Annotated in this window: 26 protein-coding genes; all 26 read right to left on the minus strand. The window is 35.1% G+C overall.

The annotated features are described in order from the left end of the window. Positions 1-18 precede the first annotated feature (18 nt). The 26 genes from BVF91_RS03715 to yfmF all read right to left on the minus strand — a co-directional run bounded on the left by BVF91_RS03715 (position 19) and on the right by yfmF (position 26,294). On the minus strand, positions 19-912 hold the full coding sequence (locus BVF91_RS03715; protein ID WP_085112156.1) for a phosphate ABC transporter substrate-binding protein: 894 nt from the start codon (positions 910-912) through the stop codon (positions 19-21). 93 nt (positions 913-1,005) lie between these two features. Further along, a complete protein-coding gene (gene pnpS / locus BVF91_RS03720; protein WP_085112157.1) occupies positions 1,006-2,367 on the minus strand; it encodes a two-component system histidine kinase PnpS in 1,362 nt (453 codons plus the stop codon). Next, the gene (locus tag BVF91_RS03725) at positions 2,360-3,067 is read right to left on the minus strand and encodes a response regulator (RefSeq protein ID WP_085112158.1); all 708 of its coding nucleotides are present in this window, start codon (positions 3,065-3,067) and stop codon (positions 2,360-2,362) included. Before BVF91_RS03725 ends, pnpS begins: the two co-directional genes overlap by 8 nt. Positions 3,068-3,107: 40 nt before the next feature. Continuing rightward, entirely contained in the window at positions 3,108-3,575 is a 468-nt protein-coding gene (nrdR, locus tag BVF91_RS03730; protein ID WP_013787850.1) for a transcriptional regulator NrdR, read from the minus strand. Positions 3,576-3,663: 88 nt separating this feature from the next. After that, positions 3,664-3,915, minus strand: coding sequence for a YlmC/YmxH family sporulation protein (locus tag BVF91_RS03735; protein ID WP_085112159.1), 252 nt, complete (start codon positions 3,913-3,915; stop codon positions 3,664-3,666). A gap of 86 nt (positions 3,916-4,001) precedes the next feature. Further along, positions 4,002-4,772, minus strand: coding sequence for an RNA polymerase sporulation sigma factor SigG (sigG, locus tag BVF91_RS03740; protein WP_013787848.1), 771 nt, complete (start codon positions 4,770-4,772; stop codon positions 4,002-4,004). A 65-nt stretch (positions 4,773-4,837) separates the two neighbouring features. Further along, entirely contained in the window at positions 4,838-5,563 is a 726-nt protein-coding gene (sigE, locus tag BVF91_RS03745; RefSeq protein WP_085112160.1) for an RNA polymerase sporulation sigma factor SigE, read from the minus strand. Positions 5,564-5,578: 15 nt separating this feature from the next. Beyond that, complete coding sequence (gene spoIIGA / locus BVF91_RS03750; RefSeq protein ID WP_085112161.1) at positions 5,579-6,421, minus strand: sigma-E processing peptidase SpoIIGA; 843 nt, start codon at positions 6,419-6,421, stop codon at positions 5,579-5,581. Between the two features lie 233 nt (positions 6,422-6,654). Further along, positions 6,655-7,743 (minus strand): cell division protein FtsZ, encoded by a 1,089-nt coding sequence (gene ftsZ, locus BVF91_RS03755; RefSeq protein WP_085112162.1) that lies wholly within the window; start codon positions 7,741-7,743, stop codon positions 6,655-6,657. Between the two features lie 17 nt (positions 7,744-7,760). Next, positions 7,761-8,987 carry a cell division protein FtsA gene (ftsA, locus tag BVF91_RS03760; RefSeq protein WP_085112163.1) on the minus strand — a complete coding sequence of 409 codons (1,227 nt, stop codon included), beginning with the start codon at positions 8,985-8,987 and terminating at the stop codon, positions 7,761-7,763. 22 nt (positions 8,988-9,009) lie between these two features. Next, a complete protein-coding gene (locus tag BVF91_RS03765; protein WP_013787843.1) occupies positions 9,010-9,357 on the minus strand; it encodes a small basic family protein in 348 nt (115 codons plus the stop codon). Continuing rightward, the gene (locus tag BVF91_RS03770) at positions 9,357-10,076 is read right to left on the minus strand and encodes a DUF881 domain-containing protein (protein WP_085112164.1); all 720 of its coding nucleotides are present in this window, start codon (positions 10,074-10,076) and stop codon (positions 9,357-9,359) included. The genes BVF91_RS03765 and BVF91_RS03770 overlap by 1 nt, the downstream gene beginning before the upstream one ends. 17 nt (positions 10,077-10,093) lie before the next feature. Next, the gene (locus tag BVF91_RS03775) at positions 10,094-10,813 is read right to left on the minus strand and encodes a cell division protein FtsQ/DivIB (protein WP_085112165.1); all 720 of its coding nucleotides are present in this window, start codon (positions 10,811-10,813) and stop codon (positions 10,094-10,096) included. Between the two features lie 62 nt (positions 10,814-10,875). Then, entirely contained in the window at positions 10,876-12,126 is a 1,251-nt protein-coding gene (gene murA / locus BVF91_RS03780) for a UDP-N-acetylglucosamine 1-carboxyvinyltransferase (RefSeq protein ID WP_085112166.1), read from the minus strand. A gap of 70 nt (positions 12,127-12,196) precedes the next feature. Beyond that, positions 12,197-13,291 carry an undecaprenyldiphospho-muramoylpentapeptide beta-N-acetylglucosaminyltransferase gene (gene murG, locus BVF91_RS03785; protein WP_085112167.1) on the minus strand — a complete coding sequence of 365 codons (1,095 nt, stop codon included), beginning with the start codon at positions 13,289-13,291 and terminating at the stop codon, positions 12,197-12,199. A gap of 4 nt (positions 13,292-13,295) precedes the next feature. After that, entirely contained in the window at positions 13,296-14,402 is a 1,107-nt protein-coding gene (gene spoVE / locus BVF91_RS03790; protein WP_014758445.1) for a stage V sporulation protein E, read from the minus strand. Between the two features lie 5 nt (positions 14,403-14,407). After that, complete coding sequence (gene murD, locus BVF91_RS03795) at positions 14,408-15,772, minus strand: UDP-N-acetylmuramoyl-L-alanine--D-glutamate ligase (RefSeq protein ID WP_085112168.1); 1,365 nt, start codon at positions 15,770-15,772, stop codon at positions 14,408-14,410. Between the two features lie 51 nt (positions 15,773-15,823). Beyond that, positions 15,824-16,774 carry a phospho-N-acetylmuramoyl-pentapeptide-transferase gene (gene mraY / locus BVF91_RS03800; protein WP_085112169.1) on the minus strand — a complete coding sequence of 317 codons (951 nt, stop codon included), beginning with the start codon at positions 16,772-16,774 and terminating at the stop codon, positions 15,824-15,826. Beyond that, on the minus strand, positions 16,771-18,159 hold the full coding sequence (locus BVF91_RS03805; protein WP_240495797.1) for a UDP-N-acetylmuramoyl-tripeptide--D-alanyl-D-alanine ligase: 1,389 nt from the start codon (positions 18,157-18,159) through the stop codon (positions 16,771-16,773). Before BVF91_RS03805 ends, mraY begins: the two co-directional genes overlap by 4 nt. Next, positions 18,128-19,594 carry a UDP-N-acetylmuramoyl-L-alanyl-D-glutamate--2,6-diaminopimelate ligase gene (locus BVF91_RS03810; RefSeq protein WP_085112170.1) on the minus strand — a complete coding sequence of 489 codons (1,467 nt, stop codon included), beginning with the start codon at positions 19,592-19,594 and terminating at the stop codon, positions 18,128-18,130. Before BVF91_RS03810 ends, BVF91_RS03805 begins: the two co-directional genes overlap by 32 nt. 88 nt (positions 19,595-19,682) lie before the next feature. Beyond that, positions 19,683-21,758, minus strand: coding sequence for a stage V sporulation protein D (locus BVF91_RS03815; RefSeq protein WP_464852150.1), 2,076 nt, complete (start codon positions 21,756-21,758; stop codon positions 19,683-19,685). Between the two features lie 12 nt (positions 21,759-21,770). After that, positions 21,771-22,202 (minus strand): septum formation initiator family protein, encoded by a 432-nt coding sequence (locus BVF91_RS03820; protein ID WP_085112172.1) that lies wholly within the window; start codon positions 22,200-22,202, stop codon positions 21,771-21,773. A gap of 21 nt (positions 22,203-22,223) precedes the next feature. Continuing rightward, the gene (gene rsmH / locus BVF91_RS03825) at positions 22,224-23,156 is read right to left on the minus strand and encodes a 16S rRNA (cytosine(1402)-N(4))-methyltransferase RsmH (protein WP_085112173.1); all 933 of its coding nucleotides are present in this window, start codon (positions 23,154-23,156) and stop codon (positions 22,224-22,226) included. 10 nt (positions 23,157-23,166) lie between these two features. Beyond that, entirely contained in the window at positions 23,167-23,598 is a 432-nt protein-coding gene (mraZ, locus tag BVF91_RS03830) for a division/cell wall cluster transcriptional repressor MraZ (protein ID WP_041592077.1), read from the minus strand. Between the two features lie 157 nt (positions 23,599-23,755). Beyond that, positions 23,756-25,024, minus strand: a complete 1,269-nt coding sequence (gene yfmH / locus BVF91_RS03835) for an EF-P 5-aminopentanol modification-associated protein YfmH (RefSeq protein ID WP_085112174.1) — start codon at positions 25,022-25,024, stop codon at positions 23,756-23,758. Positions 25,025-25,037: 13 nt separating this feature from the next. Then, a complete protein-coding gene (yfmF, locus tag BVF91_RS03840; protein ID WP_085112175.1) occupies positions 25,038-26,294 on the minus strand; it encodes an EF-P 5-aminopentanol modification-associated protein YfmF in 1,257 nt (418 codons plus the stop codon). Positions 26,295-26,364 lie beyond the last annotated feature (70 nt).

A 26,364-nucleotide genomic window follows, 5' to 3' on the forward strand; every position in this document is an offset into this window, starting at 1 on the left:
TGTATTCTGTTTTTTTGCCTATTTTAAAGTTACTTTCATGTCATTTATGTTTATAAAGCCAAGCTTCTCTGCAGGCCCTTTCTGTACTTCGTCAGACATCATAAAGTCTAAGAATGCCTTCACAACGCCTTTAGGCTCGCCTTTTGTGTACATGTGCTCATATGATGCGATTGGATATGTGCCATTTATAACATTTTCTTTTGTTGGCTCAACACCATTGTACTTAAGAGCTTTTACAGAATCATCAAGATAAGAGAATGCAAGATAGCTTATTGCACCTTTCTTTTCCGCCACCGTCTTTCTAACAGTACCTGAAGCATCTTCTGTCAATGCCAATCCCTGTACTTCATCTTGTCCACCTAACACGATCTTCTTAAAAGTTGCTCTTGTACCTGAGCTTGTTGGCCTATTTACCACGATTATCGGCTCATCTGGGCCTCCAACTTCTTTCCAATTTTTTATCTTACCTGTAAAGATATCAACCAATTGCTGCTGCGTCAGATTATCTACTGTCACGTCTTTATTAACAACAACAGCAAACCCTACAACGGCTACTTTATGATCTACCAATGATTTTGCATCAATACCTGATTTTTCTTCTGCATATATGTCTGAATCACCTATGTCCGCTGCACCTTGCGCTACCTGTGTCAAACCGGTACCACTTCCACCGCCTTGTACATTAATAGTAGCATTAGGATATTTTTGATTGAATAATGTTGCTGCTTGCTCTACTAAAGGCTGTAAAGCTGTAGAACCGACTGCTGTTGCAGTACCAGAAATATCTTGACTGCTATTTGATTGATTAGATGATCCAGAATTATTAGTATTTGGACCACATGCAGAAAATAAAAACACGCTTAAAACCATCAATACAGACAATAGAACTTTTGCTATTTTACTCTTTGACATAATTGCACCTCCGTATTTTTTTTACAAGTTTAGTATAACAGTCTATTGTAAAGCCTGTATTAAGCTTGTGTTAAAATCATGTAAAATCATGTACTATTTTTGTTCTTTAGGTAAAACAATGGTAAATTTTGTGCCTTTGCCGACTTCACTTTCTACAGTAATACTGCCTTTCATTGATTCTACAATGTGTTTTACAATTGCAAGGCCAAGTCCAGTACCACCTAATTTTCTCGATCTTCCTTTATCAACCCGATAAAACCTTTCAAAGAGCCTCGGTATATTTTCCTTTGATATGCCTATACCACTGTCTTCTACTTCTATTACGATATTGTTTTCCATATCGGCTGTGGTGACTTTCACATATCCACCTTCAGGAGTATACTTTATTCCATTGTCAATAAGATTGATGATCATCTGTCTAAGTCTATCCTTACTGGTCTTGATCACAACATCCTTGCAGTTTAAATCTTTTATAAGCTTTATATTTTTATCTTCAGCAGTTTTTTCCATGATGTAAAAAATTTCATTGATTTCTTCATCAATTGCAATATCCTCTTTTACAAAACCTTCCTTCAAATTTTCTATCTCAGAAAGCGTCAAAATATCATTTATTAGCCTCGTAAGTCTTTCAGCTTCAAACTCGATGATCTCTAAAAACCTGTCCCTTCTCTCAACATTATCAATTGCACCTTCCCTCAATGTCTCAATAAAACCTCTTATAGAAGTAAGTGGCGTCCTTAACTCATGTGATACATTTGCCACAAAATCGCTTCTGATTTTTTCTAACTTTCTGATTTCCGTTATATCATTTATTATGACAACAAATCCTAATTTTTTATGCGTGACTTGATGAACGATTGGACTGGAGTATATTTTTAGATGTTTGTTAAATGTGTCAATCTCAAAGTTATCTATATTATATCCCTTGTCTTTTATGATTTTTTCCAAAACATCGTGAAATTTCGAATTTCTAACGACATCCAATATGTGTTTTCCAACTGCATAATTATCCTTGATGCCAAGCATTGTTCGAGCTGAATCGTTTATAAGCAAAATTCTTTCATTTTCATCAAAAGCTACGACGCCATTTACTAAACTTCTTAAAATAGCTTCCAACTTTGCATTTCTATCGTACAACTCGTCTATCGTCTCTTGAAGCTTGTCCGACATGGTATTTATGGCAAATGATAATTGACCAATCTCATCGATTGATTTTATCTCAATTCTGTGTTCGTAATTGCCCTTCGTTATCTCTTTAGCAACATCGGTAATCTCATTGATAGGCTGAACAATACCTTTTATTAGCCTGTAACCAAAAAAATTGCTGACAATCAGCCCAAAAAGTATCCCGATTATGAGCCTTATCATTGACACTTTTCCAATAAAAAAAAATGATGTTGCCAAGATGCCTAAAAAGCTTATGATAAAATAGCTGTAGTACAGTTTTTTAAACATCACTTTCACCTATATCCTTTAATTTGTACCCAATCCCACGTACCGTTTCAATGTATACTGGAAGTTTATCATCATCTTCTATCTTTTTTCTCAAATGTCGTATGTGGACATCCACAGTTCTTGTTTCGCCAGCGTATTCATATCCCCATACCTTGTCCAACAAATAATCTCGAGTCAAAACTTTGCCTCGATTTTTTGATAAAAGTTTTAAAAGCTCAAACTCTTTTAAAGTGAGATCAAGCAATTCATTACCTTTATAAACCAAATGTTTTTCAGTATCTATCGTGATATCTCCAAACTTGATGATCTCATTGCCCTCAGACTCATTTTTGGATCTTCTTAGCACTACTTTAATCCTTGCCAACAGCTCTCTTATACTGAAAGGCTTTGTAATGTAGTCATCTGCCCCAAGTTCCAATCCTAATATCTTGTCTACTTCTTCGCTCTTTGCAGTCAGCATAATTATAGGGATGTTTTTAAGATGTTCATCTGATTTTAACTTCTTACATACATCTATGCCATCTATATCGGGAAGCATCAAATCTAAAAGAATCAGATCGGGGTTTGTCTCTTTGCATTTTTCAAGGCCATCTTTGCCATTATCTGTTAAAACAACATTATATCCTTGTGCTTCTAAATTGTACCTTAGCAACTCTAAAATATGGGCTTCATCTTCAATAACAAGAATTGTATGTGCCAAAATTGCACCTCCTAAGTACATCATGTACAAAAATAGAGCTTCATTTCTTCTCCTCGGTATCATTCAGCAATTTTTTTAGCTCGTCCATAAAAGTGTTTATGTCTTTAAATTGTCTGTAAACAGATGCAAATCTTACATACGCCACTTCGTCAACATTTTTAAGCTTTTCCATCACCATCTCTCCAATTTTAGCAGACGTGATTTCCTTTTCATAAGAATTGTAAATATCTCTTTCTATTTCATCTGTCAGCTCTTCTAATTTTTGAATGGGAACTGGTCTTTTTTCACAAGCCTTTATCATGCCTCTTAGTATTTTATCCCTGTCATAAGACTCTCTGCTTAAATCTTTCTTTATTACCAAAATTGGAACTTGCTCGACTTTTTCATAAGTGGTAAACCTTTTGCCGCAATTTATACATTCTCGCCTTCTCCTTATTGAAGTAGAATCATCGGTAGGTCGAGAATCAATCACTTTAGAATCTAAATAACCGCAAAAAGGACATTTCAAACATTATCATTCCTTTCGTCACAACCGATCAAAAAACTTTCTTCATCGACAATTGCTAATAAAATTATAATAAAATTGATGTAAATAGTCAAACTTGTGTTACATCTTCATTAATATCAATTAGTATAACATCTTCTCCTATTTTTTTTACAGATTGCCATGGTATATACAAGTCCTGATCCTTTGCAAAAAGTCTAAATCCTTTTGTCTCGCCTGGTATTATAAATCCGTCTACTTTGCCTTCCTCCAAGTTTACTTCTATGTCAATTATGTTGCCAAGTCTTTTCCCTGTTTTTACGTCAATTACGTCTTTGTCTCTTAAATCTGATGTCTTAAACATTCCGATTCCCCCTTAAAATCTTTATACTAAAAATATATGCAGTTATTTTTATCAAATTACAATAGAAAAACTTGCCATAAGGCAAGTCATATATATTTTCTCATGTGGGATAATGCTGATTTTTCAAGTCTTGACACTTGAGCTTGTGATATACCAATCTCTTTCGCAACCTCCATTTGAGTTTTCCCTTCAAAGAAGCGCATCGTCAATATCATCTTTTCTCTGTCGTTTAATTTCTTTATCGCCTCCTTTAATGCTATTTGTTCCAACCATACTTCATCTACGTTTTTTTCATCGCCAATCTGGTCCATCACGTATATTGCATCTCCACCATCATGGTATATTGGTTCAAAAAGTGACACAGGATCTTGTATGGCATCAAGTGCAAAAACCACTTCTTCTCTCGGTATGTTCAATTCTTTCGCTATATCGCCAACAGTAGGTTCTTTTGAATTTTCATTGACAAGTTTATCTCTTACTTGCAAAGCCTTATATGCCACATCTCGTAATGATCTGCTAACCCTAATAGAATTGTTATCTCTTAAATACCGTCTGATCTCTCCAATGATCATTGGCACTGCATACGTTGAAAATTTCACGTTCTGATTTAAATCAAAATTATCTATCGCCTTAATCAAGCCTATACAGCCAACTTGAAACAAATCATCTACATACTCGCCGCGATTGTTAAATCTTTGTATAACGCTCAACACAAGTCTTAAATTTCCATTTATGAATTCTTCTCTGGCGCTTTTATCGCCGTTTTTCATTCTTAAAAGCAGTTCCTTTTGCTTAGCTCCTTTTAGTACAGGTAACTTGGAAGTATTTACTCCGCAGATCTCTACTTTATTATTCATATGCCCATCCTCCAAATGTATTGGTTAATTTTAAGTATTACCTGCGGAGCAAATTTTATTCAATTTTAAACTAATCTATTTATTTCTTTTTTGAGTCTTTTTAATATCCTTTTTTCTAATCTTGAAATGTATGACTGCGATATGCCTAATAGGTCGGCTACTTCCTTTTGAGTCATTTCTGTTCCACCGCTAAGTCCAAACCTCAATCCTATAATCCTTTTTTCTCTATCAGATAGCTTTTTCAATGCATTTTTCAACAACTGTTTGTCAACTTCGTCTTCAATGATTTTATACACCAGCTCATTGTCTGTGCCTAAAATATCTGAAAGAAGAAGCTCATTCCCATCCCAATCAATATTCAGTGGTTCATCAAACGAAACCTCCATTCTGGTCTTGCTATTCCTCCTTAAATACATGAGTATCTCATTTTCTATGCATCTTGATGCATAAGTAGCCAGCTTTATCTTTTTGCGCGGATTGAACGTATTTATTGATTTAATAAGCCCAATGGTTCCTATAGAAATAAGATCTTCTATGCCTACTCCAGTATTCTCGAATTTCTTTGCTATATAGACTACGAGCCGCAAATTCCTCTCGATTAACATTGACTTAGCTTCATTATCACCTGATTCCATTTTTGCTATCAAAAACATTTCTTCTTCTGCCGAAAGAGGAGGAGGCAAAGCCTCACTGCCACCAACATAAAAGATCGAGTCTCGAATTTTCAGTTTTGTCAATACTTTTAGTATTGCCAACTGAATAGTTACTTTCACCTTTGTCTTAATATTCACCGCATCATCCCTCCATCAATTTAGCAATTCTGTACCTATAAGTGCTTCATAATCTGAAGTCTCATTTAACTTTTTAAAATATATTCCCACAATCGCATTTTTTTGCGATTTTCTATATCCCTCAACCACCAAATTGTCAGGTATAAATCCTATCAAAATCCCGCTGTCGTTTCCAATAGAATTAAAAGGCACTAACCTCAACCTTTTAAGCCATTTATCATCATCTACTGCTTTAGTCATTTCAAATATAGATTCATTTCCCATAGAATCAAATACATTTTTTAATTTTTCTGGCAACAATTCTTTTACAGCATCATATTCTACTATTGCAACAGGATAATTAGAAATAGGATCATGTAGCGTATTGCCTGTATCTAATATCGCCTTTACATCTCTTACTTTATTATCCATTTCTATATGCAGCTTATACAAAATATTGCTTTCTATATTCTTTTTTGATATGTATCCCCAACCAATATAAGTTAAAAGTATTGCGAAAAATAGTGCTGCTATTATGATCTGTCTAATGTCTATATTCACGACGTAAATCAATGCAAAAGCCGTTCCACCTATTATAAATGAAACCAGATAAAAAATGCTTAAGACTCTTATAAATTCATGAAATCTATTAAACCCAAATGCAATTGCCACCATTAAAATAGATATTATTATTTTAAATGTAAGTGAATAAATTATATTAGGCAAAGAAAAAAATATTAGAATTACATACAAAGCGCCTAAAGCGGACGAGAAAATTAACTTTGCATTATTAGTATTCGATCTGGAAAATCTTTTAGTCAAATATAAAATTATATAATTTATGATCAAGTTTTCGATAAAAATTACATCGGCGTACACTCCTATCAGCTCCAAATAACTTTAAAAACTACCTAAACTATGTATATTCATTCCGCAATCCTTTATTCCTATTATAATAAAAAAATATCGATAAAATTGTTATAATTTGGCACTAAATTTTCTCTATTATCAATATTTTTTTAAAGAATTTTATACATTAATGTTAATTAATGTAGTTAAAAAGGCATTAAAAAAACACCCTAATTAAAACATTAATTAAGGTGTTTCTATTTTTACTTTCTACCTCTTCTTAAGAAAGTAGGAATGTCAAGGTCGTCATTGTCAAACTTTATGACCTCGTTTATGTCTTTAACTTCGCTTTGTTTTATAATTTCTTTTTCTATTTTCGGTTTCTTTTCAGAATCAAACCTCTTTTCAAACCCTGTTGCGATTACCGTAATCCTAATCTGATCCTCTAAACTTTCATCAATGACTGCGCCAAATATGATATTTGCATCAGGATCCGCTGTTTCATATATGTAGTTAGCCGCTTCGTTAACCTCAAATATGCTTAAGTTAGTTCCACCGGCTATATTTAACAATATCCCTCTTGCACCTTCTATCGACGTCTCCAAAAGTGGACTTTGAACCGCTTGCTTTGCCGCTTCGGTGGCTTTATTTTCACCAGATGCTATTCCTATACCCATGTGTGCAAGACCTGTTTCCATCATTATGGTCTTAACATCAGCAAAATCAACATTGACAAGACCTGGGACAGCAATTAGGTCAGAAATACCTTGGACACCTTGCCTTAAGACATCATCTGCAATTTTAAACGCATCTAACATTGATGTCTTCTTCTCTGCCACCTGTAACAGCCTATCATTTGGAATCGTGACAAGTGCGTCTACGTGTTTTTTAAGCTCACTTATTCCCATTTCAGCGTGTGTCATTCTTTTTTTCCCTTCAAAAGTAAACGGCTTTGTGACAACTCCAACAGTCAAAATGCCTAATTGTTTAGTTATTTCAGCTACTACAGGAGCAGCGCCTGTACCTGTGCCGCCACCCATACCTGCAGTAATAAATACCATATCAGCACCGCTTATAATCTTTTCAATCTCGTCTTTTGTCTCTTCCGCTGCTTTTTTGCCAATTTCAGGATTTGCGCCTGCCCCAAGGCCTTTTGTCAGTTTGTCGCCAATCTGTATTTTTGTCTCAGCTTTTGACATGTAAAGTGCTTGCTTGTCCGTATTGATTGCAATGAATTCCACACCTTTAAGTCCTGCCTCAATCATTCTGTTTACAGCATTCCCACCGCCACCACCGACGCCAATAACTTTAATATTTGCAAACTGCTCCATATCTGTTTCAATACCTATCATATAAGACCCTCCTCATATCATATCCAAAAATCATTAAACCAGTCTTTTATTTTTGACAATACCCCACTTTTCTTTTGGTCCCTTTCTTTCGGAACCTCAACTTGCTTTTTATATAGATACTTTCGGTTTGCAAAAACATATTTGACGATTCCTACTGCAGTTGAATATACAGGCGTAGAAACTCCAATAGCATTAGGCAAACCTAATCTTACATTTTTACCCAAAATACTCTCTGCTAAATCCAGACTGCCTTTTATAAAAGATATTCCGCCTCCTGTTATTACAATATTTGTTGAAATCTGGTCTAAAACGTTAGAACCCCTCATTTCATCGTACACCATCGTCAAAATTTCATTTACTCTCGCTTCTATAATATCTATTATATCATTAAGTCTGGTATCTTGAGAACTATGATTTGCTATATTTGCTATTTTTACTGTCTCATCATTCTCTACCTTCACCACAGAACCATACTTCTTCTTTATAATTTCGGCTTCTTCAAAAGAAATCTTTAACCCGATTGACAAATCGTTGGTTATGTGATTTCCGCCAACAGGTATCATGCCTGTATATATTAAATTTCCAGACTTAAAGACTGCTATATCTGTTACACCAGCACCTATGTCGATAAGTGCTACGCCAAGTTCTCTCTCATCTTTAGTCAATATTGCTTCTGCTGTAGCTAATGGCTCTACGATGATTCCCGACATGGTGTAACCAGCCTTTTTTACGCATTTTTCCATATTCTGTACTGCTGTCAAGCTACCCGTCACAATTGCCGCATCCACTTCCAACCTTATCCCTGCCATACCTACAGGGTCTTTAATTTCTCCATAACCATCTACTATGTATTCAATAGGGATAAGCTCAATTATCTGTTTATCAGATGGCAAAGCCATTATTTTAGCAGCTTGCAGCACTCTTTCCACATCTTGCGCTGTTATCTCTTTATCATCCCTTGTTACAGCCACAAGACCTCTATTTCTGTATATTTCAGTAAGGCCGCCGGGAATTTTAATGTAAACCGATGTGACCTTTTGATTCGCCATTCTTTCAGCCTGTTCGATGGATTTTTTAATGGAAAAAGCAGTTGTCTCTATATCAACAACGACTCCTTTTTTCATGCCATTGCATGGATACATTCCAATGCCAATTATCCTCAGCTCTCCATTTTTGTCACATTGGCCAATTATAGTGCATACTTTTGATGTCCCAATATCAATACCTGTTATGATTTCATTCAATTAATTCTCCTCCCCTCGGAGCTTATTGTTTTTTAGAAAAATTATTCAAAATGTATCTCCGAATATAAGCAAAATTTGTAAACAATCTGCTGCCAAAAGCAAAAATCGCAGCCAAATAAATCGGAACTCCTAACACATCACCTATATAGGCTAAAACTGCAGCCAATATAGCATTTCCAAAAAAGCCTGAAATGAAAATAGCATTATTGAATTTATTTTCAAGGCTGGCACGAATTCCTCCAAAAACAGAATCTAGTGCAGCCAGTATGGCAACGGAAAGATATGATGTATATGCAGGAGGCAAATTAATTGGCAAGAAAAAGCCGATTGCAAGTCCTAAAGCTAAACTTAAAATGATAATTAAAGCCATCAATTATTCCCTCCTTCGTAAGGTTTCGCATATTTATACGTTAAAACACCGTCATATTTTTTGACTAATATTTTGTCAGAACGCTTAATGTTAACCTGAATTCCCCAGTTTGACAATGTATCGATGATTCCACCTTTAAGTCGCAAAGCAGCTTCCAATGTATCTGGATTTCCAATGGCTTTCACCACATATGGAGGCGTAAATCTGACTGAATTAATATCGATAGTATTGCCTATCATTCGTATCTCAGATGTTGCAACGAGTCTTTGGTCATTTATTGATATAGCTTCAGCTCCCGCTGCTCTAAGCTCATTAACTATATTTAGAAGATCTTCATCGTGAACCAAAAAAGCATTCTGATCAGCACCGGGTTGAAGTTGTGTATTGCCATCATTTATTGTAACTATGATGCCAGGTCCTTCAACATCAGAAAGGCCCGCTAATTCTTTATATTTGTCAAGGTCATCTTTAAGAGACTTTGTTACTGTGCTTGACTTAGCCGCAGAATTTTCATAATTTGATATTTTCGCTTCTAAATCATTTATCTGTTTTTTCAACTCATCTCTCTCTTTCTGAACTTGATTTAATTTACTTGTAAGTTCCTCTGCTCTTTGCACAGTCAAACTATCACTGTTTTTCACATTTCTAAACTGTGTTGATATCATTATTCCAAGAACGACACATACAAAAGCGATAGAAACAAAAAAGCTCTTTTTCACTGCACTTCCTCCATTTCTTATGGCGTATAAATTGGATTCCCGTTGCTTACTATAAGAACATTTCCACTGTTATAGCCTTTTTTCTCTAAATCATTCAATATCTTTTCAGAAAAATTTAATGAATAGCTTATGTCATCAACATTCTCCAATACTACATTTATTCCTGAATTCGTCTTTAATGTAATCTTTGAACCATCAACAATTATACTATTGTATATATTCTTATTATATATTAACGGCAATAGTTTTGCTATGTCCTTATTATTACTTAAATTGTTGATTTTACTTCCTATCTCAAATTTTCCAACGTCGATTCCCTTTAATATTGGCAATTTATTGTTGTAATCACCTAACTGAACTGCGACACAGTCGGTATCTACATATAGAAATTTGTCTTTATAGCTTATTTGAGCCGCCAATACCCTTTCATCTATTTTTATTTCGACTTTAGAAGGATAAATTATGTTAATTGACGCATCTTTAATGTATGGATCCTTCATAATGGATTTAATGACGGCTGATTTATTTATTTTCAGAGTATTGCTGCCTATCTCTATCCCCGACAACCTTATGACATCGCTCTTATCTACTGATCTTGTCCCATAGACATATATGTTTTTTACATCAAATAATGATGTTTTAAATAAAATTATATAAAGTATGATTGCAAAAATAAATAAAAATACGATAAAAACGCTAAACCTCTTTTTCTTTTTATACTGTCTTTCTTCCATCATATACATCGCCTCTATCATATGCTTGTACAAATTTTAGATGATGTAAAACAGCATTGGCTGTTTTACATAGTCCTTTCTATGTCAGCACCAAGATTTTTTAAATTTTCGCTAAAATCTTCATATCCTCTATCAATATGTTCTATGTCTTCTACAATTGTAGTGCCGATAGCACCTAATCCAGCTAAGACTAGTGCTGCACCACCTCTTAAATCTTTTGCAACGACATTTGTTCCCGTAAGCTTGTCAACTCCTTTCACTACCGCAATTCGCCCATCTACTTTAATATCTGCACCCATTCTTACTAATTCTTCTGTATATTTAAACCTATTGTCAAAAATAGTCTCCGTAACTATAGATGTCCCATCCGCAGTAGCTAAAAGTGAAACCATTTGTGCCTGAAGATCCGTTGGAAAACCAGGATATGGGAGAGTTATTATCATGTCAACTGCCTTGGCTCTACCGGTAGAATTAAGTTTTATAAAGTCATTGCCATGTGATATTTTAAAACCACATTCATTTAGCTTTGACAAAAGAGAATCTACGTGTCTTTTAATCACATTTTTAAGAACTACCTCTCCTTTTGTAATAGCTGATGCAATAAGATAAGTCCCCGCAACTATCCTATCAGGTATTATTGTGTATTCAGTATCATGCAATTCTTTTACACCTCGTACGACAATAGTATTTGTACCTGCACCTGAAATCTTTGCACCCATCGAATTTAGAAAATTTTGTAGATCCTCTATTTCTGGCTCTTTTGCAGCATTTCCTATAACTGTAGTTCCATCAGCCATGGATGCAGCCAACATTATATTTTCAGTTGCACCAACGCTGGGTATATCAAGATGTATTTCATTGCCGCAAATTGACTTGCTTTCACAATTGATAAATCCATACGATTCATCTATTGATATGCCAAGCTTTTTTAAACTTTTTATGTGCAAGTCAATAGGCCTATGCCCTATGTCACATCCTCCTGGAAAGCTGATCTGAGCAACATTATTTCTTGCCACCAATGCTCCCATCAAAAAAATGGATGATCTCATTGCTCTCATTAATCTGTCTGGAATGTGGTAATCAATGATACCACTGGAATCTACTATAATGTCTGACCCATCAAATTCTACTGTACAGCCTAAGTGTCTTAATATTTCTATCATAGAATAAACATCTTTTAATCTTGGGCAAGAGTGTAAAATACTTACACCTTTGTTTAATAGTGTTGCAGCAAGTATTGGCAATACAGAATTTTTCGCACCGTTTATCCGTACCTCACCTTTTAATCTATTTCCTCCTTTAATGACATATTTCATCCCATTCTATCACCTCCTGTTAAGCTGTACAATTCATAATATGCACCTATGCTTCAGGAGGTTACATCGCCTATTTTAGCTTACAAACAAGCCTATAAATTTCATTGGCAGCATCTATCTTTGATAACTTTTTTGCATTAGCTTTCATGGTTTTAAGCTTACTGGAGTCATTTACGATAGATAATATCTTTTTATACAAAACATCTCCATTTAAGTCTTTTTCAAGAATCACCAAAGCTGCACCATTTTTTTCAAGAACTCTTGCATTGTACTCTTGATGATTGTGAGTAACATTTGGAGACGGAATCAAAATCGATGCAGTTGATGTGGCTAACAATTCTGCAAGTGTGATTGCACCTGATCTACACACCATTACATCTGCAATTGAATAGATATCACCCATTTCATAACAATACGGAATTATCTTAATATTTTCTCCTAATCTTATATCGTAATCTTTGATCATTTTTATTACACTGTCATACTGATTTTTTCCTGTTATCATAAGAATCTGAAATTCTTCTCTCGATTTTTTTATCACATCAACCATGTATTCATTGATTTTGGCAGCGCCTCTGCTACCTCCTACAGAAACCACTACTTTTTTCGTCTCATCTAAGCCCCATTTTTTCAAAGCCTTTTTTCTATCACCATTCAAAATTTCCATTCTAATGGGATTACCTGTTACAAAGATATTGCCTTTATTTCGAAAGTACTTTTTTGACTCATCAAATGCAACGGCCACAATATCTACAAACCTTGAAAGTATCTTATTAGTAAGTCCTGGATAAGCATTTTGCTCGTGAATAAGCGTTGGTATCTTCATAAGGGCTGCTGTCATGACTACAGGGCCGCACACATATCCCCCTGTTCCAATTACTACATCCGGTCTATAATCATTTATTATTTTTTTTGCATCTATCAAACCATCGAAAGCTATCTTAATAGTCTTTATCGTATCAATTGATAATTTGCGCTTAAATCCTTTTACCCTTATCGTTTTAAGGGTATAACCTGACTTTGGCACCAATTCTTTTTCAAGCCCATTTTCTGTTCCTACAAATAATATCTCTGCATCTTTTTCGTTTCGCATGATTTCATTTGCAATTGCCACTGCCGGATATATATGACCACCTGTACCGCCACCTGTCAATAAGTACCTCATTTCATCAACTCCTATCCATGTTTGCGTACCTTGATATATTCAATAATATGCCCATTGCAGCCATCATAAAGACTGTAGATGTCCCACCATAACTGATAAATGGCAAAGACACACCAGTAGCTGGCATTGATGAAGTTACAACTGCAACATTTATCAATGTTTGAACGCCGATCACACCTACAATGCCGGTAGCAATGAGGCATCCAAATACATCCGGAGCTTTTGCCGCAACTCTAAGGCCTCTTATTATAAGATACAGAAAAAGCAGCAGTATAGAAGCTGTCCCAATAAGGCCAAGCTCTTCACCGATTATTGAAAAAATAAAGTCGTTTTGTGGCATCGGCAGATACATAAACTTCTGTCGGCTTCTGCCTAAACCGACTCCAAAAAGCCCTCCTGAACCTAAAGCATACAAAGACTGTACAATTTGATAGCCATGCCCTTTTATGTCTTGCCATGGATTTAAAAATGTAAATACCCTTTGCCTTATGTACTTTATGCTGGTCACTACGATAATAGCTGCAGAACCACCAACTCCAAACAATGTCGCCATAAATGATAACTTTGCGCCCGCCACAAATAAGATTATTATAGAAATGATAAATATTGTACCAGCAGTGCTGAAATTTGGCTGCTTCATAATGAGTAAAAAGAATATTCCGGCAATCAATAGTACAGGAAGGACTCCCTTTTTAAAGCTTTTTGCATAATTAGGGTTATTATCAAAATATTTTGCAAAAAACAGTATTATGGCGTATTTAGCTATTTCTGACGGCTGCAAAGTAAATCCGCCTATTTCAATCCATCTGGTAGAATTGTACCTTGTACTTCCTATTCCTGGCAACAATACTACTATAAGTAAAACTATTGACAATATCAACAACGCATTTGACAGCTTCTTCAATTTATGATAATCAAAATTCATCATAAATGTCATGGCAAAAAAGCCGATAATTGCCCACAAAAGCTGACGCTTCAAAAAATAGAATGAATCATGGTATTGGTAATACGCATTTGCAGAGCTTGCGCTAAATACCATCACAACACCTATGGACACAAGAACCAATACGGATATAAGTATATTGTAATCAACGGGATACTTACGATTCACCGAGCCTACCCCCTCAAAGAATTTACTGCATCTTTAAAGAGTCTGCCTCTCTCTTCATAATTTCTAAACATATCCCAACTTGCACAGGCAGGCGATAAAAGCACATTGTCGCCAGGTTTAGCCGCATTATAAGCAGCATAAACAGCATCATCTATGCTTTCTACAAATATAACATCATCTTCTGAATACCCTTCTTTTATAGCAGATCTATAGATTAAATCTTTTGTCTCGCCAAGCAGAATCAATTTTTTTACGCGGCCTTTAAAAGAAGCAGTAAATTCATCAAAACTTACACCTTTGTCATATCCACCGGCAATCAATATGATAGGGCCTTTCATGGCTTCAATAGCTTTTATAGCCGCATCTGGGTTTGTGCCCTTTGAGTCATTGTAATATTTGACTCCATTTACGTTTCTTACAAATTCAATCCTATGCTCAACGCCTTTAAATGTCCTCAATGTTTCACTTATGACCTTAATATCAATTCCCGCTAAATAAGCCATTGTAGATGCCACCATGGCATTTTCTACATTGTGATTTCCTGGAATATATATGTCTTCAATGTCTATTATCGCACTTTTTTCTCCATCTGCAGAGATTACGATTTTTCCATTTTCAAGATACGTACCATACTCTAAAGCTCTATTTCTGCTAAAAGGAAAAACATTGCATTTGGCTTTTTTAAATAAAGAAGAAATATTTTTATCATCATAATTTAAGACAGTGAATTGATCAGCAGTTTGATTCTCGAAAATCCGCCCTTTGATTTCGATGTAGTTTTCCAATGTCTTGTGTCTATTTAAATGATCCGGGGTTATATTTATTATTGCGCTTATTACAGGTTTGAACTCCTTTATTGTTTCCAATTGAAAACTGCTTATTTCCGCTACAATGACATCATCCGCATTAGCATTTATTGCTGCTTCAACAAGAGGATATCCTATGTTTCCTGCAACATATGTCTTTATACCTGACGCTTTAAATATTTCGCCAAGCAGCGATGTTGTAGTAGTCTTTCCATTTGTACCGGTTATGGCGTATATAGGCGCTTTTGACAACCTATAAGCAAACTCCACCTCACCTATTACATCAATGCCCTTTGATTTTGACAATACGACTATATCAGAGTCCACAGAAATCCCAGGACTAACAATGACCATTTCTGCACCATTTAAAAGCTCATCTGTGACATCTTTAAAGCAAAATGTAACACCTTTTTCTTTAAATTCTTTCAAATCATCACCAAACTTATCCTCATCTTTTGAATCAAACACAAATATTTTAGCATTTAACATCAATAAAACCCTACACAGAGCTTTGCCACTTAACCCAAATCCTGCTACAACAACTTTTTTACCACAAAAGTCCATATTTTCCTCCTAAATTATAAAAAATTTTTCATTCTGATTTTTAAGATAAATTTAACTTATTCCATAAAATGACACAAACACTGCTATCAAAGTTACTATCCAAAATAAAAATACGACTTTAGTTTCTGACCAACCAGAAAGCTCAAAATGATGATGGAGAGGGCTCATTTTAAATATTCTTTTACCTGTAAGCCTAAATGACACAACTTGAATTATAACTGACAATGCTTCAGCGACATAAACAATTCCCACCACTACTAAAATGACAGGCAATTTAGTCATTGTTGCCAAAGCCGCTACAGCTCCACCAATTGCAAGTGAACCTGTATCTCCCATAAACACTTCGGCAGGGTATCTATTAAACTTCAAAAATCCAAGAAGTGCACCAGTAATTGCTGCACCAAACACAGTTAACGACGTATTGTTCATAAAAAAGCCTATTAAGGTAAAAAAAGCGGTAACCATAAAAGATACTCCTGATGCAAGCCCATCCAATCCATCCGTTAGATTAACACTATTTACAGTTCCAACAACTACAAACATTATAAACGGTATGTAAAAGTAGCCCAAGTCAATTTCTCGCTTCAAAAATGGAACTATTACATCAGTGCCAACTATATTCTTCGAAAAATACGCAAACAAAATAGCTAATGCAAATTGACCTAAAAGCTTTTGTCTGGCGGTAAGACCTAACGATCTTTTATACCGCACTTTTATGTAGTCATCCAAAAAGCCGATTATTCCATATCCTAATGTTATCGTGATTAACAATGCCATGTATTTATCCCATTTTGAAAATACAATATCAGCAATGAGCAAAGAGATAATTATGATTATTCCACCCATTGTAGGGGTTCCAGCTTTTTTTAGATGCGTCTTAGGTCCATCGCTTCTTACACTTTGACCAAACTTTAATTTAGTTAGCCATGGAATAACAATAGGACCTAATACGACACAAATTAAAAAAGAAACAATTGTAGCAAATATCATCTTTTGTATCATTTATAAGCACTCTCCTGCAAAAATTTCACGATTTCCTCCATCTTCATCCCTCTTGAACCTTTAACTAAAAAGACATCACTTTCTTTCATAATATTTTTTATGGCATCAATGGCTTCTGCATTATTAGCGCATCTAAAGACATTATCATTGTTCATTCCTTTTTCTATTGCCCCATCAGCTATTTTTAAAGCATAATCTCCAACTGTTATAAGCACATCAATATCATTTTCTTTTACATATTCCCCAACCTCTCGATGCGCAATGTCTGCATACTGTCCTAACTCTAACATATTGCCTAACACAGCTACTTTCCTTCTCTCTGTATATCCACCTAAAACTGACAAAGCAGCTTTCATGGATGAAGGATTTGCATTATACACATCGTTTATAATTTTAATACCTGCTGCATCTATTATATTTAATCTCATATCACTTGGCTGAAACTTAGCCAGTGCTTTCCTTATATCTTCTTTATTGACATCAAATTTGATTCCTATACAAATTGCCGCTAATGAATTATATATATTGTGTTTTCCTGGTACGTTTAATTCTATGTCTAATAAATACCCATCTATCAAAACCTTGTATTTTGAAGATTCTTCCTTTAATTCTATGTCAAAGGCCTTGATATCGCCATTATTTATACCGTATGTCACAAATTTAGGGCCCTTTTTTTCAAGCAATTTTATTAACATATCATCATCTGCATTAATTACGACTGTATCGCCATCTTTAAAATCTTCAATAAGCTCTGATTTTGCCTTTAATATATTTTCACGGGAACCTAATTTTTCAATATGAGCAACTCCAATATTCGTATATACCGCAACATTAGGAGATGCAATGTTTTTTAACCTTCTTATTTCGCCAAAACCGCTCATTCCCATTTCAACAACAGCCATATCATGACCATCATTAAGCGTAAATAAGGTAAGGGGCAAGCCGATCTCATTGTTGAAATTTCCGATTGTCTTTAAGACATTGTACTTCATCGATAAAACATCGTAAATCATGTCCTTAGTCGTAGTTTTTCCACTGCTGCCAGTTACGGCAATAAATGGAATATCGAATTTGCTTCTATAATATTTAGCTATCCTGTGCAAAGCGTCTTTTGTGTCTTTGACAAATATAATCGGTTTACTATCGTGTCTGATATAATTGATAGACTCTGTAAGGGAAGCAGAACCTACATTTAAGGCATCATCTATGAATTCCTCTCCATTGAACCTTTCACCTTTTAAAGGTATAAACAAATCTCCAGACTTAATTGTCCTCGAATCGGTGCTTATACCGCTTACGCATACATTTATATCGCCGGATAGTAATTTCCCTTCTGTTGCATCCAATATCTCTTTAACTGTTAAAATCAACTTTTTCATCTCCATTTAATATATCTCTTACTATGTCTCTTTCATCAAAATCTATGACTTTGTCTTTCAATACTTGATATGTTTCATGCCCCTTACCAGCTAAAATTACGACGTCATTGTCCTTCGCTATAGATAGTGCGTACTTTATAGCTTCTTTCCTATCTTCTATGATTGTGTAAGGGCATTTTGTATTTTTAATGCCTTCTTCAATTTCTTGTATTATCTTAATAGGCTCCTCCGACCTTGGATTGTCCGAAGTTATAATTACAAAATCGGCATATTTGCCAGCGACTTCTCCCATTTTAGGGCGTTTGCCTTTATCTCTGTCGCCGCCACAACCAAAAAGCAATATCTTTTTCCCAGTATTGTATTCTTCAAATGCCTTCATTAAATTCTCAAGTCCGTCTGGAGTGTGGGCGTAGTCAATCACTACATTGTAAGGTACATCCAAATCAAGAACTTCAAATCTTCCTTTTATCTTGACATCCTTAAGTGCCATTTTTACAGACTGAAGCGGTATACCCAATATAAATGCTACCGAAATAGCCGCCAGTGAATTGTATACACTAAATAGCCCCGGTATCTTTAAAGCTATTTCACTTTTTATATCTTCTATTTGAACAGTAAATTTCGCACCTTTAATATCGTTTTTGATGTCTTTTGCCATTATGTATGCATAGTCTTTTATGCCATATGTTACAACTTTAGCATTAGAATTCTCTATCATATACGAAGAATAATCATCATCTATGTTTATCACGCAAGCCATCTTTGCCATCCTGAAAAGTTTAGCCTTTGCACTAGCATACTCATCCATCGTCTTGTGAAAATCTAAATGATCTTGGGTTAAATTGGTAAAAACAGCTATATCAAATTTACATTCATCTACTCTGTTTAACGCCAATGAATGTGAAGAAACTTCCATCACTACGTATTTCACACCTTCATCAACCATGAGCCTAAGGTATCTTTGAAGATCTAATGACTCTGGAGTAGTCCTCTCTGTTGGATAGACTTTGTCGCCAATCATGTTGTGAATCGTTCCTATCAACCCGACTTTATTGTTCTGGCTTTCCAGTATGGACTTTATCATGTATGTGACAGAAGTCTTGCCGTTTGTTCCTGTCACGCCTATCATAAAAAGCTGTTTTGAAGGATCACCGTAGTAATTTGATGCGATTTTAGCCAATGACTTCCTGGCATTTTCTACTTTTATGACGGTGATATCTTTATCTATGGTTATTTCATGTTCAACTACGACGGCAACAGCTCCTCTTTCTACAGCATCATTTATGTAATCCGCCCCATCAAACTTAAATCCTTTGATTGCAACAAATAGCGAACCTTCTTTTGAATTCCTGGAATCATAGCAAATTCCTTTTACATCAACATCGATGTTGCCTTTAACAGTTGTATAATTTACATCCTTTAATATATCCACAAGTCTCATAATAGGCCTCCTAATTCATTATATACATTTAATAGTATAGCACAATTATGCAGTTTGCATATATCAAAAACTGCATATTGTGCTTGAATTAATTTTCCAGTGGCCTAAAGTCGACTTCAACAGTTGTTCCTTTATCAACTTTTTCACCTTTTTCTGGCTTCTGGCTTACAGCAATACCAGAACCATTGATTTTTATTTTCAGCCCTAAAGAGCTTAAAATGTTACTCGCTTCTGTTATAGATCTTCCTTTTAGATCAGGTACATCAACCTTTCCGTTATTATTATATTCATTTAAATACAAGACAATTTGCGAATCTTCTTCTACCATTGCCCCGGGTTTAGGCATTTGATCTACAACTGTGTTCCCAGTTCCTTCGATGGAAAATTGCAGCTTATCTTTTAACAATGCATTTTGAGCCTCATTCAAGTTCAAATTCCTTACATCTGGAACTTTTACAAGAGGCTTCACTACAATGCCTTTTGGTTTTACATTTAAGTACGTCAACGTGTCATATAATATGCTTCTTACTACAGGTCCTGCTAACGCACTGCCAAAATGGGTTTCGGCATTTGGTTCATCAATCACCACAAGCGCTATCACCTTTGGATCTTCTGCAGGTGCAAATCCGACGTATGAAGCCACGTATTTCCCCGGTGTATATTTTTCTGTAGTGCCTGTTTTTCCTCCAACATCATACCCTTCTATGTAACCTGCCTTGCCTGTGCCTTCGGATACTACACTTTCAAGTATCTGCCTCATTGTAGCTGATGTCTTTTCGGATATCACTTGCCTTATTACAGTTGGTTTGAATTCTTTTATAGGTTTCCCATCAGAATCGACTATTTCTTTGACTATATGAGGCTCCATCAGTTTTCCGCCATTTACTATCGCTGAAACCGCTCGTATCATTTGAAGTGGCGTAACCGCAATACCCTGTCCAAACGAGTTTGTAGCAAGCTCTACAGGGCCTACATCTTTTTCTTTCATTACAAGGCCAGGTGCTTCTCCAGGTAATGTTATGCCGGTGGTTTCTCCAAAGCCAAATTCATGAATGTACTTGTACAATTTGTCTACTCCAAGCCTTTGGGCAATTGTCGCAAAGACAACGTTGCAGGAATTTTGGACTCCTTGTACAAATGTTTCGCTGTAATGTGTTGCCCAACAATTTATTCTCTGCCCTGCAACCATGATATATCCAGGGTCATAAAATTGCTCGTTTAACCCAACAACACCTTCCTCCAATGCTGCTGACGCTGTAACTGTCTTGAAAACTGAGCCAGGTTCGTAAGCATCCGATATAGCCTTATCTCTCCAATTTTTAAACCAATCGCTTTTGGGACCTGCAAATGGGTTGTTTGGATCGTAATCAGGCCTTGATGCCATGGCTAAAATATCACCTGTCTTAGGATCCATTACGATTGCAACAGCACCTTTTGTAGGCTTAGTATGTGCATACGCATCATCAAGAGCTTTTTCTGCAAAATGCTGTATGTTTGAATCAATCGTCAAAACAACATTGTAACCATCTATAGGTGGGATGTATTCTTCTTCACCATTCCCCATTTTCCTGCCTAATGCATCAACTGGCGACGAAATCCTTCCAGGTATTCCTCTTAAATAGCTATCGTACACCGACTCGATTCCGTCCAGTCCTTGATTGTCTACACCTGTAAACCCAAGTATGTGGGAAGCTAAATTCTTCTCTGGATAATATCTTTTTGTATCTCCAGATATTACAATACAAGATAGATTTAATTTTCTTATCTTGTTAGCCGTATCATCATCAATTCTCCTTGCAATCAATACCTCTTGTACATTCTTGTTGTTTATCTTTTTAAGGATATCTTCTTTGTCGATTTTTAAAATCTCAGCCAGCTTTGACGCAATTTCATCTTTTTGGCTGTCTTTCACTTCTTTCGGTATTATGCTAACTTTGTTAGAACTTGCGCTTTCAGCAAGTGCCTTGCCATTTCTGTCTAATATCAAGCCGCGTTTTGGCGTAACTGAAACATCTAATGTCCACTGAGGTATGGCAAGCTTTTGAAATTCATCGCTTTTTACTATCTGTATCCAAAAAAGCCTAACAATGAGAACGCTAATAATAAGTATAGAAAAAAACAGCAAAAATAAAATTCTCTTTTTGGTAGAAATGCTTGGTGATATTTAAAATCCCTCCTATCTCACCAGCAGTCCCAAAATCCTTCCCCAAAAAGTCTTATTTTTGTTTTCATCATCTGTTTTTTTCTCAGCGACTTGATTTTGTTTTCCAACACTCATGTAGACTATCTGCCCTTTATCAGGCTCTACCATTCCTAACTGATTTTTCGCTATTTCTTCTATCCTCTGCAGATCGCTCATTGAAGCAATTTGGACTTCTAACTGCTGGTTTAACTTTTCTATTTCGCTGGCTTTTGCCTCTACACTGCTTAATGCAACAGATTTTTGATATATCAACGCATACCTAAACAAAACGGTAAGGCTTAAAAATCCTACAAAAACTATTACTGCAAGGTTTTTAAGCTTCTTATTCTTTTTGGGTTTTTTACCTTTGTTTTCTTCATAATACGGCTTTAGATCATAATCGTAATTGTGCTTTTCTAATACCAATTTATTCTTCCCCCTTATACTTTAGAACAGCAGTTTTTCTGCAACTCTTAGTTTTGCACTTCGAGATCTTGGGTTTACTCTTATTTCATTTTCACTTGGTACAATAGGTTTTTTAGTTATGATCTTTATTACTGGTTTTTTCCCACATGTACACGGCAAGTTTTTAGGGCATGTACACGGATCCTCCAGTTTCTTGTAAGTATTTTTTACTATTCGATCTTCCAGCGAGTGGAATGTTATGATTGCTATTCTTCCTCCCGGATTCATTGCATCTACAAAGTCAGCAATAGCATCTCCAAGCCCTTTTAGCTCTTCATTGACTTCAATCCTTATAGCTTGAAATGTTCTTTTAGCAGGATGCGGTCCTGTCCTCCTCTTTGATGCAGGTATGGCCTTTTTTATTACGTCTACTAACTCAAATGTAGTCTTAATAGGTTTTCTCTTTCTCTCCTCAACGATGAACTTTGCAATTCGTTTAGCCCATAGTTCTTCACCATAATCAGAAATTACCTTTGCAATTTCATCTTCTGAATAATTGTTTACAACGTACTCTGCTGTAATGTCACTTTCTTTGTCCATTCTCATATCAAGTGGGGCATCGTGCATGTAAGAAAATCCCCTTTGTGCCTCATCTAATTGATATGAAGATACGCCAAGGTCTAATAAAGCACCATCTATGCTCTTAATCCCGCATTTTTTTAATATATCTTTTATATTCTTATAATTGTCATGAATATACGTTGCATTATTGAAGTCTTTAAGCCTAATAGATGCAGCCTTTATGGCGTCCATGTCTCTGTCGATTGCGATTAATTTTCCTTTATCAAGCCGTCTTAATATCTCATATGAATGGCCACCACCGCCTAAAGTTCCATCTACATAAATACCATCAGGCTTAATTTCTAAATATTCAATAGTCTCTTGCAACAACACACTTTCATGTTTGAAATCCATAAAAATCACCTTATATGTTTAAATCGTCTAAATGCTCTGCAACATCTTCAAAAGAAACATCAATATTATTTGAATATTCCATCCATACTTCTTTACTCCAAATCTCTACTCTTGACGATACCCCAATTATTATGACTTCTTTCTCAATTTTTGCATGTTCTCTCAAGATGTTCGGTATTAATACTCTTCCCTGCTTGTCTATTTCGCATTCAGTGGCGCCTGCTAAGAAAAATCTGGTAAATGCTCTGGCATCTTTTCTGTTAAGTGGCAATGTCTTTAGCTTTGCCTCGATATTTGACCATTCTGACAATGAGTAAGCAAAAAGGCAATTGTCAAGCCCTCGCGTCAACACAAATTTATACCCCAGTTCGTCCCTGAACTTGGCAGGTATAAAAACTCTCCCTTTTTGATCTATTGTATGTTCATATTGCCCCATCAGCATACCGAACACCCATTTCTATTGCACTTCTAACCACTTTGCACCACTTTAAACCACTTATTATGTTTATTCTATATAAAACTCAAAAATCCTTCAATAAATTAAAATTTTTTTCACAAAAAAATAACGAGTATGACTCGTTATCAAAAACTATAACATATTATGGCTTTACAACAGATAATACACAGTTATCTTCATTAAAATGCGTCTTAAATCTATTTAGTACATCATCAGGAGTTATATCTTCTATGACAGATGTAAAATCCAAGATATTAATGTCTTTCATGTAGTACGATATAAAGTTGTGTGCAATACTTTCAACAGAATTAAATGATTTTACAAATCGGCCAAGTATCTTTTTCTTAATTCTATAGAAATCACCGTCATCCACTTTATTGATGGATGAAATTTTAGCTATAAGAGCCTTTTTCACAGCTTCAGGATCTACAGATTGACCACCTATTATAGAGTAACCATGATCTACTTCACCTACGTACTCTACATCAAAAGTTGTATCAATAAGTCCATCATTATAAAGTTTTTCATACAAGTCGGAGCTTCTACCGGCTAAAATCTCTAAGCAAATCTGTGTAGTTATGTCCTTTTTAAGTAATCTCTTTCCTCCATAACCTATGTCATTGTCTTTAAATCCAATATTAAATAGCGGCATCGAAACAGACATCTTCTGTTCTACGTAATTCTTGTTTATTTTAGTCGGCTCATCAGGATAAATGCGCTTTATCTCTCCATTTCTTTTTTCTGTTTTAACACTATCATTTACGATTTCTGCAACTTTATCCACGTCAACATCGCCAACTGCGAATAAAACCATGTTTGATGGATGATAAAATGTATTGTAGCATTTATACAAGATGTCTTTGTCGATTCTTGATATAGATTCAATTGTACCTGCAATATCTATTTTTACGGGATGTTGGCGGTACAATCCGCCTAACATATTGAAAAAGAGCCTCCAAGACGGATCGTCATCGTACATGCGAATTTCTTGGGCTATTATGCCTTTTTCCTTTTCTACATTTTCATCTGTAAAATAAGGCCTTTGGACAAAATCCAAGAGAAGTTTTAAATTGCTGTAAAAATTGTCTGTGCATGAAAACAAATAAGCAGTAGTTGTAAAATTCGTATAAGCATTTGCAGAAGCTCCATTCTTAGAAAACTCCTCAAATACGCTTCCACTTTCTTCTTCAAACATCTTATGCTCTAAAAAATGTGCAATACCATCTGGCACATGTGTAGGTTCACTTTCACCGGGAATTATAAATTCTCTATCATTAGAACCATAATGAGTTGCAAACATTGCATACTGTTTTATAAAACCTTTCTTAGGCATTACAAAGACATTTAATCCACTTTCATGCTCATATTTATACATTTTCTCTTTTATTAAGTCATTAAATACTTCCATCATCTCATATCACTCCTCATTTTTTTGTCATGAAATAGACAGTATCCAATTGCAGCTTTTTAGATACATCCACGATATCATTTATTGTAACTTTTTTTACCTTACTTATAAAATCGTCTATACTGTAATTTGTATGTGAAAGTTTTTGTGATAAGTAAAAATCAGCCAGTTGTGTTCCACTGTCTTTTATTGAATTAAACGACGTAATCAAAGCTTTCACAGCCGAATCAAATTCATAATCAGATATATTACCTGATTTTATCTCCTCTACTTGCTTTTGTATTATCTCCAATGCTTTTTCGTAATTTTCAATTTCAATGCCTGACATTATAAGCATTAATCCTTTAAATCTTTCTAACCTTGTCTGGGCATAATATGCAAGGCTTTCCCTTTCTCTAACATTCATAAAAAGCTTAGAGAAAGGCCCTCCACCCAAAACACCGCTTAATACTAAAAGAGAAAAATACTCCTCATCCCATGGATTTACGTTTGTCCTGTATCCTAAAGTCAGCTTCCCCTGAGTAACATCAAGTTTATCTTCTACATATTTTACCTTATCGATCTTTCTTAATATAGGCGTATCTGGAATCACATCCACACTCGTTCTCTCTATTTTAAAATACTTATTGAAAAACTCTTTCACATCGTCTACATCCACATTGCCTACGACAAATATATCTATTGGAAGCCTTTTAATTGCTTTTTTATAATACTCATAAAGATTTTTTTCATCTATTTTATCTACGTCATCTACATTTCCAAGCTCATAAATTGCGTAATCTTCGTCTTTACACATTTCTTCTATACACCTTTCAACGGCGTATTTAGTCTTTTCATTTACGCGGGAATTGATAATATTCTTCTGCTTTTCTTTCTCTTGTTGCACATACGTTTGTTCAAAACCATCATTTGATATTAATGGATTCAAAAGTATGTCTGATATGAACTTAACGCTTTCTTCCAATATATCTTCCTTTAAATATGTACTATCTACAATTTCCATCTTAAACTGTGCAATCTGCCGCTCACCTTTTTTATAAACCGAATAAGCAAACGTAGCACCGTAAAGATCTTCTAAATGCTTTGTTATATCCTTATACGTTTTAAAGCTAAAGCTTCCTCTCCTTAAAACCGATGGCAGCAATGCAAATTTTGCCGTTTCATCGCTTAATTTATTGCTTATGTACACATTAATTGTTACCGTTTTAAACTTATTAAGTTTATTGACATAGAGTTCAATACCACTCGCAATGTTTTCCTTTATGATGGACATATTTTTCACTCCTTCTATAATAATCCAATTGACCTAATTATATTTAAAAACTACAAATATGTCAACAAAG

This window comes from Thermoanaerobacterium sp. PSU-2, from assembly GCF_002102475.1.
Classification (GTDB): Bacteria; Bacillota; Thermoanaerobacteria; order Thermoanaerobacterales; family Thermoanaerobacteraceae; genus Thermoanaerobacterium.

What these genes read in the sequence shown, in the direction of transcription:
- BVF91_RS03715 (WP_085112156.1), bottom strand. Translation starts at nt 912, where the DNA reads ATGTCAAAGAGTAAAATAGCAAAAGTTCTATTGTCTGTATTGATGGTT.
- pnpS (WP_085112157.1), bottom strand. Translation starts at nt 2,367, where the DNA reads ATGTTTAAAAAACTGTACTACAGCTATTTTATCATAAGCTTTTTAGGC.
- BVF91_RS03735 (WP_085112159.1), bottom strand. Translation starts at nt 3,915, where the DNA reads ATGTTTAAGACATCAGATTTAAGAGACAAAGACGTAATTGACGTAAAA.
- sigG (WP_013787848.1), bottom strand. Translation starts at nt 4,772, where the DNA reads ATGAATAATAAAGTAGAGATCTGCGGAGTAAATACTTCCAAGTTACCT.
- ftsZ (WP_085112162.1), bottom strand. Translation starts at nt 7,743, where the DNA reads ATGATAGGTATTGAAACAGATATGGAGCAGTTTGCAAATATTAAAGTT.
- BVF91_RS03765 (WP_013787843.1), bottom strand. Translation starts at nt 9,357, where the DNA reads ATGGCTTTAATTATCATTTTAAGTTTAGCTTTAGGACTTGCAATCGGC.
- BVF91_RS03775 (WP_085112165.1), bottom strand. Translation starts at nt 10,813, where the DNA reads ATGATGGAAGAAAGACAGTATAAAAAGAAAAAGAGGTTTAGCGTTTTT.
- murA (WP_085112166.1), bottom strand. Translation starts at nt 12,126, where the DNA reads ATGAAATATGTCATTAAAGGAGGAAATAGATTAAAAGGTGAGGTACGG.
- murG (WP_085112167.1), bottom strand. Translation starts at nt 13,291, where the DNA reads ATGAGGTACTTATTGACAGGTGGCGGTACAGGTGGTCATATATATCCG.
- murD (WP_085112168.1), bottom strand. Translation starts at nt 15,772, where the DNA reads ATGGACTTTTGTGGTAAAAAAGTTGTTGTAGCAGGATTTGGGTTAAGT.
- mraY (WP_085112169.1), bottom strand. Translation starts at nt 16,774, where the DNA reads ATGATACAAAAGATGATATTTGCTACAATTGTTTCTTTTTTAATTTGT.
- BVF91_RS03805 (WP_240495797.1), bottom strand. Translation starts at nt 18,159, where the DNA reads ATGGAGATGAAAAAGTTGATTTTAACAGTTAAAGAGATATTGGATGCA.
- BVF91_RS03810 (WP_085112170.1), bottom strand. Translation starts at nt 19,594, where the DNA reads ATGAGACTTGTGGATATATTAAAGGATGTAAATTATACAACTGTTAAA.
- rsmH (WP_085112173.1), bottom strand. Translation starts at nt 23,156, where the DNA reads ATGGATTTCAAACATGAAAGTGTGTTGTTGCAAGAGACTATTGAATAT.
- mraZ (WP_041592077.1), bottom strand. Translation starts at nt 23,598, where the DNA reads ATGCTGATGGGGCAATATGAACATACAATAGATCAAAAAGGGAGAGTT.
- yfmH (WP_085112174.1), bottom strand. Translation starts at nt 25,024, where the DNA reads ATGATGGAAGTATTTAATGACTTAATAAAAGAGAAAATGTATAAATAT.
- yfmF (WP_085112175.1), bottom strand. Translation starts at nt 26,294, where the DNA reads ATGTCCATCATAAAGGAAAACATTGCGAGTGGTATTGAACTCTATGTC.